The sequence below is a fragment of the Sagittula sp. MA-2 genome, from assembly GCF_030126985.1.
GTDB lineage: Bacteria > Pseudomonadota > Alphaproteobacteria > Rhodobacterales > Rhodobacteraceae > Sagittula.
In genome coordinates, this window is record NZ_CP126145.1 from 3,555,878 (window position 1) to 3,565,743 (window position 9,866).

Below are 9,866 nucleotides of genomic sequence, written 5' to 3' on the forward strand. Positions count from 1 at the left end.
GTTGGGTCCGAAGGGGAGTGTACGAAATGGCAGCACCAGCCGCAAATCTCACGATCAACGGCGACCGCCTGTGGGACAGCCTGATGGAGATGGCAAAGATCGGACCGGGAGTCGCGGGCGGCAACAACCGCCAGACCCTGACCGATGCCGACGCCGAGGGCCGCGCCCTGTTCAAGGCCTGGTGCGAGGAGGCGGGCTGCACCATGGGGCTGGACGAGATCGGCAACATGTTCGCCCGCCGCGAAGGCACCGACCCGGACGCGCTGCCGGTCTACGTGGGCAGCCACCTCGACACGCAGCCCACGGGCGGCAAGTACGACGGTGTGCTGGGCGTGCTGGGCGGGCTGGAGGTCATCCGCTCGCTCAACGACACCGGCATCAAGACCAAACACCCCATCGTCGTGACCAACTGGACCAACGAGGAAGGCACACGCTTCGCCCCGGCGATGCTGGCCTCCGGCGTCTTCGCCGGCAAGCACGACCTGCAATGGGCCTATGACCGCGAGGACGCGGAGGGCAAGACCTTCGGGTCCGAGCTGGAGCGCATCGGCTGGAAGGGCGACGAGAAGGTCGGCGCCCGCAAGATGCACGCCATGTTCGAACTGCACATCGAGCAGGGCCCGATCCTCGAGGCCGAGGGCAAGGACATCGGCGTCGTCACCCACGGGCAGGGCCTGTGGTGGCTGCAATGCACCGTCACCGGCAAGGACGCGCACACCGGCTCCACGCCGATGAACATGCGGGTCAACGCAGGGCTCGGCATGGCCCGCATGACCGAGGCCGCGCATCAGATCGCCATGGCCCACCAGCCGCACGCCGTGGGCGCGGTGGGGCACTGCGACGTCTACCCGAACTCCCGCAACGTGATCCCCGGCAAGGTGGTCTTCACCGTCGACTTCCGCTCTCCCGACCTCGGAAAACTCACCTCCATGCGTGAGCAGTACGAGGCGAAGGCGAAGGAGATCGCCGACGAGCTGGGCCTCGGGCTCGAGATCGAGCCGGTCGGCCACTTCGACCCCGTCACCTTCGACGAGGGCTGCGTGACCGCCGTGCGCAACGCGGCGGAACGGCTGGGCTACAGCCACATGAACCTGGTCTCCGGCGCGGGCCACGACGCCTGCTGGATCAACGAGGTGGCGCCCACCGCGATGATCATGTGCCCCTGCGTCGACGGCCTGTCGCACAACGAGGCCGAGGAGATCTCGAAGGAATGGGCCAAGGCCGGCACCGACGTGCTGTTCCACGCGGTGGTCGAGACGGCGGAAATCGTATCGTAACGCGCGGAGGGGACACGAGCGGACATGGCATTCACGTGGATTCCACCCGACCAGAGCAGTGGCGGGAGCGCGGCCGGACAGGCTTTGCGGCCCGTCACCCGCTGCAGTCGTGTGGCCCATGCCACCTGTCGGACCACGGGTATGGGCGGGCGTCGGGCCGCCTGCCCGACAGAATGACCCGCCCGGCCCGCCAGACCCCGGCGCGATGCGCCCCGGACGGACCGGCGCGGTCTTCGGCTGGCCTACGCCCTGTTGCGCGGCATGGCGAACCGTGCCGTCTCGCCGTCGATCTCGTCGCCCGGGCCGGCGGCCTCGCGCAGGACGGCCAGCGCCGCCTCGGTGCTGACGGAGCCGGTCTTGCCTTCCACCTCGGCGGCATTGGCCAGCTCGCGGGCCGTGACCTCGAGCGTCTCGTTGCCCGTGTCCTCTTCGGTGTCGAACATGTTTTCCAGCGCCTCGTGCAGGCGGGTGTCGGTCTCGTTCATCGGATATCCTCATCTGCGGGCGGCGCAGCCATGGCCCGCCCTTTCCCCATCAACGCGGGGGCCATGCCAGCGGTTGCATACGCGGCGGCGCCCGCCGCTGCATACGGGGCCTGCCCATGAACCGCCTCTCGCTCTCGCTGATCTGCTGCATCGGGCTGCTGGCGCTGGCGACCCTCGGGGCCGACCCGCTGCCCGCCGAGACCGTCAGGGTCAAACCCGTGGACTTCGACCTGCCGCTCGGCATCGCCGATGGCCTGCCCGCAGGCGTCCCGCTCAGCGAAGTCTTCGTGACGGACGACCTGTGCTTCTACTATCGTCAGGACGGGAAGTTCCATTTCCTGGACTGCGTGGGCTGATCCGCATGGACCTGCCCGATGTCGACCTCGATGCCCCGGTGACAGTGACCCTGTCGGTGGCGGACATCTGCGTCCTGGCCGGGCTGGCCGACAGGCTGGGCGACGCACAGGCCGAAGCGGGCAACCTGCCGGAGGCACAGGCCCTCTGGAACCTCGAAGCCGCGATGGAGCGGCAGAACGACATCGCCTTCCGCCCAGACGCGGACCACTGGCACCGGCGCGCCGCGGCGCATCTGGCCCGGGCCTTCACCGAGACACCGGGCAACGACCCGGACACAGGGAGCATCACATGACCACCACAGTCATCAAGAACGGCACCGTCGTCACCGCCGACCTGAGCTACAAGGCCGATGTCGCGGTCGAAAACGGCATCATCACCGAGATCGGCGAGGGCCTGAAGGGCGACAAGGAACTGGATGCAACCGGCTGCTACGTCATGCCCGGCGGCATCGACCCGCACACCCACCTCGAAATGCCCTTCATGGGCACCTATTCCACCGACGACTTCGACAGCGGCACCCGCGCGGCGCTGGCGGGCGGCACCACCATGGTGATCGACTTCGCCCTGCCCTCGCCCGGCCAGGGCCTGCTCGACGCGCTGCAGATGTGGGACAACAAGTCGACGCGGGCGCATTGCGACTACTCCTTCCACATGGCCGTCACATGGTGGGGCGAGCAGGTCTTCAACGAGATGAAGACCGTGATCGACACCCGCGGCATCACCACCTTCAAGCACTTCATGGCCTACAAGGGCGCGCTGATGGTGAACGACGACGAGATGTACGCCTCGTTCCAGCGCCTCGCCGAACTGGGCGGCATCGCCATGGTCCACGCCGAAAACGGCGACGTGGTGGCCGAACTGTCGGCCAAGCTGCTGGCCGAGGGCAACAACGGCCCCGAGGCCCACGCCTATTCCCGCCCGCCGCAGGTGGAGGGCGAGGCCGCCAACCGCGCCATCATGATCGCCGACATGGCGGGCGTGCCGCTCTACATCGTGCACGTGTCCTGCGAAGAGGCGCACGAGGCCATCCGCCGCGCCCGCCAGCAGGGCAAGCGCGTCTGGGGCGAGCCGCTGATCCAGCACCTGACGCTCGACGAATCCGAGTACTTCAACCAGGACTGGGACCACGCCGCCCGCCGCGTCATGTCGCCGCCGTTCCGCAACCAGAAGCACCAGGACAGCCTCTGGGCGGGCCTGATGTCGGGCTCGCTCAGCGTCGTCGCCACCGACCACTGCGCCTTCACCACCGACCAGAAGCGTTTCGGCGTGGGCGACTTCACCAAGATCCCGAACGGCACCGGCGGGCTCGAGGACCGCATCCCGATGCTCTGGACCCAGGGCGTCGGCACGGGCCGCCTGACGCCGGAGGAATTCGTCGCCGTCACCTCCACCAACATCGCCAAGATCCTCAACTGCTACCCGAGGAAGGGCGCGATCCGCGTGGGCTCGGACGCAGACATCCTCGTGCTCGACCCCGAGAAGGAAAAGACCATCACCGCCGCCAGCCAGGTCAGCGCCATCGACTACAACGTCTTCGAGGGCAAGAAGGTGAAGGGCCTGCCGCGCTACGTCATGACCCGCGGCCATGTCGCCGTGACCGACGGCACGCTGACTTCGCAGGAAGGCCACGGCAAGTTCGTCGAGCGCAAGGCCGGCACGCCCACCAACAAGGCGCTGTCGAAGTGGAAGGACCTCACCGCGCCCCGCCCGGTGCAGCGCTCCGGCATCCCGGCCACCGGCGTCTGAAGGGGGACGGACAAATGGCAATCTGCGCGTGTGGCTGCGGTGGCATGACCCGGGGGGGCGACTTCCTTCCCGGGCACGACCAGCGTCGCCCGGCGCAGATCGAACGCACGCTCGGGGGGCTCATGGCCCTCCGCGCCCTCGCCGATGACGCCGCCGCCGACGCGGTGACCGCCGGGGCGACAGCCGTTGCCGGGGCAGTCGCGGATGACTGAGGCCGGAACCCGCGCACCGCATGAGACGGCCCGCTCCGCCGGCGTCACCCGGCCCCGTGCAAGGGTGCTGCATGACGCACAAGCCCCGTCCCCGGATCGCCTCTTTCGCCGCCCCATCAGACGGGCGCAGCCGGACGGACACCCCGCCATGACCCGCGCGCGGCGCGGATCAACCGGGCACCAGCGCCTCCAGCTCCGGCAGCAGGACAACCGACTCCTGTTCGTGCGGATCGGTGCGCGCGATCACCGCGACCGCCGGTGTATCGCCGTCGTTGAACGGCAGGTGCGGCACGTCCGCCGGGATGTAGATCATGTCGCCCGCCTTGGTGTCCATGACGTGCTCCAGCCGCTCCCCCCAGTACATCCGCGCGGTGCCGGAGATCACGTAGATCGCCGTCTCGTGCGTCTCGTGCTTGTGGGCCTTGGCCCTCGCACCGGGCGGAATGGTCAGCAGGTGCATGCAGACGCCCTGCGCGCCGACCGTCTCCTTCGCGATCCCCTCGAAATAGTCGAACCCCTGCTTGCCCGCATACGTGCCCGCAGGCCGCAGTTTCGCGCAATCCGCCATCCCGCACCTCCTTTCGTGCCCAGTGGCGCGATGATGCCAGAGCGTCACCCGCCGGTCATCACCCGTCTTCGTCCGAAGGCACCGCTTGACGCCTGCACCGCGGGCCCCGACAACTCATGGGGACGGCGATGCCTGCGCCCTGCCACCCAAACATGCGATCCCGGCCACGCCGCCGGGGCCGCCGACTTCCGGAGCTTCCCTTGATGACAGCCCAACCGGTGATCCAGGCAAAGAACCTGGACCTGACCTTCCAGACGGCCGACGGCCCCGTGCACGCGCTGAAGGATGTCTCGCTCGACATCCCCAAGGGCGCCTTCGTGTCGTTCATCGGTCCCTCGGGCTGCGGCAAGACCACCTTCCTGCGCTGCATGGCCGCCCTCGAACACCCCACCGGCGGCACGCTGACGGTGAACGGCATGACCCCGGACGAGGCCCGCCGCGCCCGCGCCTACGGCTACGTCTTCCAGGCCGCCGGGCTCTACCCGTGGCGCACCATCGGCCGCAACGTGGCCCTCCCGCTCGAGATCATGGGCTATTCGAAGGCCGAGCGCGAACAACGCATCGCCCGCGTGCTGGAACTGGTCGAGCTTTCCGGTTTCGAGAAAAAATTCCCCTGGCAACTGTCGGGCGGCATGCAGCAGCGCGCCTCCATCGCCCGGGCGCTGGCCTTCGACGCCGACATCCTGCTGATGGACGAACCCTTCGGCGCGCTGGACGAGATCGTCCGCGACCGCCTGAACGAGGAGGTCCTGCGCCTCTGGGACAAGACCGGCAAGACCATCGCCTTCGTCACCCACTCCATCCCCGAAGCCGTCTACCTCTCGACCCACATCGTCGTCATGAGCCCCCGTCCCGGCCGCATCACCGACGTGATCGAAAGCCCCCTGCCAAAGGACCGCCCGCTCGACATCCGCGACACGCCGGAATTCATCGAGATCGCCCACCGCGTCCGCGAGGGTCTGCGCGCGGGGTACGACGAATGATCCCCATCCGTGCCGCCACCCCCGACGACATGCCCGCCTGCGCGCGGATCGTGCACGACTGGGAGACAGGCACGGGCTACATTCAGGGCACCCCGGACGTGGACACCCTGACCGGCTACCTGGCAGAGGCCTTCCCGGTCCGCGACATGCACGTCGCGGGCGACCCGGTCGAGGGCTACCTGTCCATCGCCCCCTCCAGCAACAGGATCGGCGCGATCTACCTGGCCCGTCCCGGCCAGGGCACCGGCAAGCGGCTGATGGACCTCGCCAAGGAAGGGCGCGAAACGCTCTGGCTGACGGTCTATGCGCCCAACACCCGCGCGCAGGCCTTCTACCGCCGCGAAGGCTTCACCGAGACCGCGCGCCTCGACGCCGATCGCGACGGCGCGCCCCCGATGCTGCGCATGGACTGGACCCGCACCGAGGTCGCAAGATGATCCGTCTGGCCGACAACGACGACCTGCCGCACTGCGCCGAGGTGGTGAACGGCTGGATCGACGGCACGCCGTGGCTGCAACGCGCCACCCCGGCAGAGAAGATCCGCGAGATGTTCGAAGGCATCCTGCAGCACCGCATCATCTGGGTGATCGGCGAACCGGTGGAGGCCTACCTGTCGCTCGATCCCTCCAACGGGCACATCGGCGCGCTGAACTGCCGGACGCCGGGCTGCGGCCACGGCTCCGCCCTGCTCGAAACCGCCCGCGAGGGCCGCGACTTCCTCAGCGTCTGCCCGCTGATGGCCAACGTCCGCGCCCAGACCTTCTGGCGGCGCAACGGCTTTGCGACGCTCGGGCTGGAAGACGAAACAAAGCCGGTGCCGCTGCGCCGGCTCCGCATGGAATGGTCGAGGTACGGATCATGAGCCGCTTCATCCCCCCGCTGCTCGGCGTCCTGCTGGCGCTCATGGCGATCTGGTACGTGGCCGTGGTGCCGATGAACGTGCAGGAAACCCTCACCCGGGCCGAGCGCGCGGAGATCGCCGTCACCCCCGCCACCGCCGTGGAACGCCGCGACACCGGCACATGGGCGCTGGTCTTCGGCAACCTCGGTGCCCTGGGCGAAAGCTGGTCGCTCGACCGGCCCCGCCTGCCCGCCCCGCACCAGGTGGTGGCGGAACTCTACGCCTCGACCGTGGCGGAGGAACTGACCGGGCGGCGCGGCCTCGTCCGCTCCGGCTCGCTGTCGAACCGCGGGCTGCTCTACCACGCGGTCGTGACGCTCAACGCGACCTTCGTGGGCTTCCTGATCGGCACCGGGCTGGGCATCGTGCTGGCCATCGGCATCGTGCACAGCCGCGTCATGGACATGAGCGTCATGCCCTGGGCCATCGTCAGCCAGACCATCCCCATCGTGGCGCTGGCGCCGATGATCATCGTGGTGCTCTACTCAGTCGGCATCCAGGGGCTGCTGCCCAAGGCGGTGATCTCGGCCTACCTGTCGTTCTTCCCGGTGGTCGTCGGCATGGTGAAGGGCCTGCGCTCGCCCGACGCCATGCAGATGGACCTGATGCGCACCTACAGCGCCCCCACCCGCGACGTGCTGATGAAACTGCGCCTGCCGGCATCGGTGCCCTACCTCTTCGCCTCGCTCAAGATCGCCATCGCGGCCAGCCTCGTCGGCGCCATCGTCGGCGAACTGCCGGTGCAGAAGGGCGGCCTCGGCGCGCGCATGCTGGCGGGCAGCTACTACGGCCAGACCGCCCAGATCTGGGCCGCCCTCCTCATGGCCGCGGGTCTCGCGGCGGTGCTGGTCTGGGCCATCGGCGCCGCGGAACGCCGCACGCTGACCAGGATGGGAATGGCGCAATGACCCAAGCCCCCACACCGCACACCCCCGAACCCGCCCCCCTCCGCACCCCGGACAAACGCAAACTGCCCAGGCTTCTCTGCTTCGCAAATACTCACTTCCTCCCCCTCCGCCAAAACCACCGCCGGAGGTCCCGCATGATCCGCGCCGCCACCGCCGTCCCGCGCCACCGCCCCGGCTTCTCTGGCTGCCAGGCACGCACCTCCTCCCCGATGGCGGCCAGAACCGCCGCCGGAAACCGCCATGATCCGCGACGCACCCGCCCCGCGCCACCGCCCCTGTTTCTCTGCTTCCCAAATACTCACCTCCTCGCCCTCCGCCCGCACCGCCGCCGGAGGTCCCGCATGACCCACACCACGCGCCCCCGCTTCTCTCCTTCCGTGACCGTCCAATCCACACCCGCCGCCCGAGTCCCGTCATGACCCTGATCCTCGCCGCCCTCGCCCTCTGGGCCGCCGGTTTCGCGCTGAACGTGGCGCTGGCCAACGGTTCCGCCCGCGACACCCGCGCGGTGCAGCTTGCCGTGCCGCTGATCTTCGGCGCCACGCTGGTCGCCATGTGGGAGCTGATCGTGCGCGGCGCAGGCGTGCCCACAGTGATCCTGCCGCCGCCCTCCGACATCGCCGGGCGCTTTGCCGAAAACACCGGCCTCCTGTGGCGCGACTTCACCCAGACGATCCTCAAGGGCGCGCTCTCCGGCTACATCATCGGCAATGCCGCGGCCTTCCTGACCGCGCTCCTCGTCGACCGTTCCGACTACCTGCGGCGCGGTCTCCTGCCGCTGGGCAACTTCATGGCGGCGCTGCCCATCGTCGGCACCGCGCCCATCCTCGTGATGTGGTTCGGCTTCGGCTGGCAGTCGAAAGCCGCGGTGGTCGTGCTCATGGTCTACTTCCCGATGCTGGTGAACACCGTCGCCGGCCTGTCCGAGACCACCGCCATGCAGCGCGACCTGATGAAGACCTATGCCGCGACCTGGGGCCAGACGCTCTGGACGCTGCGCCTGCCCGCCGCCCTGCCCTTCATCTTCAACGGGCTGAAGATCACCTCCACCCTCGCGCTGATCGGCGCCATCGTGGCGGAGTTCTTCGGCTCGCCCACCCTGGGCCTCGGCTTCCGCATCTCCACCTCGATCGGCCAGCTCGACCTGCCAATGGTCTGGTCGGCCATCGTGGTTGCCGCTTTGGCGGGCACCGGCTTCTACGGCCTGATCGCGCTGATCGAAAAGCGCATGACCTTCTGGCACGCCTCCACCCGAGGCAGCTAACATCCACCCCAAGCCCCCGCATCAACGAGGGGCCAACACCAACCGGAGGTAAAAATGAAGTATATCCTTTCCACCACGGCAGCCCTCGCGCTCGCCGCGCCGGCCTTCGCCGCCGACGACGTCACGCTTCAGCTGAAGTGGGTCACCCAGGCGCAGTTCGCCGGCTACTACGTGGCGCTCGAGCAGGGCTTCTACGAAGAGGCCGACCTGAACGTCACCATCCTGCCCGGCGGCCCCGACATCGCGCCGACCCAGGTGATCGCCGGCGGCGGCGCCGACGTCATCGTCGAGTGGATGCCCGCGGCGCTGGCCGCACGCGAGAACGGTCTGCCGCTGGTCAACATCGCCCAGCCCTTCAAGTCGTCGGGCATGATGCTGACCTGCTGGGGCGACGTGGGCATCGAGGAACCCGCCGACCTCGCCAACCGCACGCTGGGCGTGTGGTTCTTCGGTAACGAGTACCCCTTCCTGTCGTGGATGTCCTCGCTCGGCATCAAGACCGACGGCAAGGCCGAAGGCTCCGTCGAGGTGCTGAAGCAGGGCTTCAACGTCGACCCGCTGCTGCAGCGCCAGGCCGACTGCATCTCAACCATGACCTACAACGAGTACTGGCAGGTCATCGACGCGGGTGTGTCCGAGGACGAACTGATCACCTTCAAGTACCAGGACCAGGGCGTCGCCACCATGGAGGACGGCCTCTACGTGCTTGAGGACGACCTCTCCGACGAGGCCTTCGTGGACAAGATGGCGCGCTTCGTCGATGCCTCGATGCAGGGCTGGAAATGGGCCGAGGAGAATCCCGAAGAGGCGGCGATGATCGTGCTCGACTACGACGAGACCGGCGCCCAGACCGAAGAGCACCAGATCCGCATGATGGGTGAGGTCGCCAAGCTGACGGCGGGCTCCAACGGCGCCCTGGACGAGGCCGACTACCAGCGCACGGTGGAGACCTTGCTGGCGGGCGGCTCCGACCCGGTCATCACCAAGGAGCCGGAAGGCGCCTGGACCCACGCGGTCAGCGACAAGGCCCTCCAGTAAGGGCCCTGCGATGAACGGGTTTCGCTGACTGCGTCAGCGACCCGCCGGGGGAAGTTTCACTTCCCCCGGACCCCCTTCAGAGTATTTGCGAAGCAAAGAAGCAGGGCGCGCGGCGCGCGGTGTTGCC

Annotated in this window: 13 protein-coding genes; 11 read left to right on the forward strand and 2 right to left on the reverse strand. The window is 68.5% G+C overall.

Annotation, left to right across the window (positions count from 1 at the left end; translation table 11 throughout):
* Positions 1-26: 26 nt before the first annotated feature.
* Entirely contained in the window at positions 27-1,277 is a 1,251-nt protein-coding gene (locus QNI11_RS17390) for a Zn-dependent hydrolase (RefSeq protein ID WP_283981098.1), read from the forward strand.
* A 242-nt stretch (positions 1,278-1,519) separates the two neighbouring features.
* On the opposite strand, the gene QNI11_RS17395 is transcribed toward QNI11_RS17390, so the two are convergent.
* Positions 1,520-1,762 (reverse strand): hypothetical protein, encoded by a 243-nt coding sequence (locus QNI11_RS17395; RefSeq protein WP_283981099.1) that lies wholly within the window; start codon positions 1,760-1,762, stop codon positions 1,520-1,522.
* 116 nt (positions 1,763-1,878) lie between these two features.
* On the opposite strand from QNI11_RS17395, the gene QNI11_RS17400 reads away from it, so the two are divergent.
* The 4 genes from QNI11_RS17400 to QNI11_RS17415 are packed head-to-tail and all read left to right on the forward strand — an operon-like array spanning position 1,879 to position 4,077.
* On the forward strand, positions 1,879-2,118 hold the full coding sequence (locus QNI11_RS17400; RefSeq protein ID WP_100929352.1) for a hypothetical protein: 240 nt from the start codon (positions 1,879-1,881) through the stop codon (positions 2,116-2,118).
* A gap of 5 nt (positions 2,119-2,123) precedes the next feature.
* The gene (locus tag QNI11_RS17405) at positions 2,124-2,411 is read left to right on the forward strand and encodes a hypothetical protein (RefSeq protein WP_100929351.1); all 288 of its coding nucleotides are present in this window, start codon (positions 2,124-2,126) and stop codon (positions 2,409-2,411) included.
* Positions 2,408-3,865 (forward strand): dihydropyrimidinase, encoded by a 1,458-nt coding sequence (gene hydA / locus QNI11_RS17410; RefSeq protein ID WP_283981100.1) that lies wholly within the window; start codon positions 2,408-2,410, stop codon positions 3,863-3,865. Before QNI11_RS17405 ends, hydA begins: the two co-directional genes overlap by 4 nt.
* Positions 3,866-3,879: 14 nt before the next feature.
* Positions 3,880-4,077, forward strand: a complete 198-nt coding sequence (locus QNI11_RS17415) for a hypothetical protein (protein WP_283981101.1) — start codon at positions 3,880-3,882, stop codon at positions 4,075-4,077.
* Between the two features lie 169 nt (positions 4,078-4,246).
* Here the strand turns inward: QNI11_RS17415 and QNI11_RS17420 are convergent, their stop codons facing one another.
* Positions 4,247-4,645, reverse strand: a complete 399-nt coding sequence (locus QNI11_RS17420; RefSeq protein WP_283981102.1) for a cupin domain-containing protein — start codon at positions 4,643-4,645, stop codon at positions 4,247-4,249.
* A 203-nt stretch (positions 4,646-4,848) separates the two neighbouring features.
* Between QNI11_RS17420 and QNI11_RS17425 the strand changes: the two genes are divergently transcribed.
* The 6 genes from QNI11_RS17425 to QNI11_RS17450 all read left to right on the forward strand — a co-directional run bounded on the left by QNI11_RS17425 (position 4,849) and on the right by QNI11_RS17450 (position 9,739).
* Complete coding sequence (locus QNI11_RS17425) at positions 4,849-5,628, forward strand: ABC transporter ATP-binding protein (protein ID WP_100929348.1); 780 nt, start codon at positions 4,849-4,851, stop codon at positions 5,626-5,628.
* Complete coding sequence (locus tag QNI11_RS17430; protein ID WP_283981103.1) at positions 5,625-6,065, forward strand: GNAT family N-acetyltransferase; 441 nt, start codon at positions 5,625-5,627, stop codon at positions 6,063-6,065. Before QNI11_RS17425 ends, QNI11_RS17430 begins: the two co-directional genes overlap by 4 nt.
* Positions 6,062-6,490: a GNAT family N-acetyltransferase gene (locus QNI11_RS17435; protein ID WP_100929347.1), complete on the forward strand. Its 429-nt coding sequence runs from the start codon at positions 6,062-6,064 to the stop codon at positions 6,488-6,490. Before QNI11_RS17430 ends, QNI11_RS17435 begins: the two co-directional genes overlap by 4 nt.
* Entirely contained in the window at positions 6,487-7,437 is a 951-nt protein-coding gene (locus QNI11_RS17440) for an ABC transporter permease (RefSeq protein WP_283981104.1), read from the forward strand. Before QNI11_RS17435 ends, QNI11_RS17440 begins: the two co-directional genes overlap by 4 nt.
* A gap of 415 nt (positions 7,438-7,852) precedes the next feature.
* Complete coding sequence (locus tag QNI11_RS17445; protein ID WP_283981105.1) at positions 7,853-8,701, forward strand: ABC transporter permease; 849 nt, start codon at positions 7,853-7,855, stop codon at positions 8,699-8,701.
* Between the two features lie 54 nt (positions 8,702-8,755).
* Complete coding sequence (locus tag QNI11_RS17450) at positions 8,756-9,739, forward strand: ABC transporter substrate-binding protein (RefSeq protein WP_100929344.1); 984 nt, start codon at positions 8,756-8,758, stop codon at positions 9,737-9,739.
* The last annotated feature ends 127 nt before the right edge of the window (positions 9,740-9,866 follow it).

Excerpts from the sequence above, each read along its gene's own strand:
- QNI11_RS17405 (WP_100929351.1), top strand. The coding sequence starts at position 2,124 with ATGGACCTGCCCGATGTCGACCTCGATGCCCCGGTGACAGTGACCCTG.
- QNI11_RS17425 (WP_100929348.1), top strand. The coding sequence starts at position 4,849 with ATGACAGCCCAACCGGTGATCCAGGCAAAGAACCTGGACCTGACCTTC.
- QNI11_RS17390 (WP_283981098.1), top strand. The coding sequence starts at position 27 with ATGGCAGCACCAGCCGCAAATCTCACGATCAACGGCGACCGCCTGTGG.
- QNI11_RS17420 (WP_283981102.1), bottom strand. The coding sequence starts at position 4,645 with ATGGCGGATTGCGCGAAACTGCGGCCTGCGGGCACGTATGCGGGCAAG.
- QNI11_RS17450 (WP_100929344.1), top strand. The coding sequence starts at position 8,756 with ATGAAGTATATCCTTTCCACCACGGCAGCCCTCGCGCTCGCCGCGCCG.
- hydA (WP_283981100.1), top strand. The coding sequence starts at position 2,408 with ATGACCACCACAGTCATCAAGAACGGCACCGTCGTCACCGCCGACCTG.
- QNI11_RS17430 (WP_283981103.1), top strand. The coding sequence starts at position 5,625 with ATGATCCCCATCCGTGCCGCCACCCCCGACGACATGCCCGCCTGCGCG.
- QNI11_RS17440 (WP_283981104.1), top strand. The coding sequence starts at position 6,487 with ATGAGCCGCTTCATCCCCCCGCTGCTCGGCGTCCTGCTGGCGCTCATG.
- QNI11_RS17435 (WP_100929347.1), top strand. The coding sequence starts at position 6,062 with ATGATCCGTCTGGCCGACAACGACGACCTGCCGCACTGCGCCGAGGTG.
- QNI11_RS17445 (WP_283981105.1), top strand. The coding sequence starts at position 7,853 with ATGACCCTGATCCTCGCCGCCCTCGCCCTCTGGGCCGCCGGTTTCGCG.
- QNI11_RS17400 (WP_100929352.1), top strand. The coding sequence starts at position 1,879 with ATGAACCGCCTCTCGCTCTCGCTGATCTGCTGCATCGGGCTGCTGGCG.
- QNI11_RS17415 (WP_283981101.1), top strand. The coding sequence starts at position 3,880 with ATGGCAATCTGCGCGTGTGGCTGCGGTGGCATGACCCGGGGGGGCGAC.
- QNI11_RS17395 (WP_283981099.1), bottom strand. The coding sequence starts at position 1,762 with ATGAACGAGACCGACACCCGCCTGCACGAGGCGCTGGAAAACATGTTC.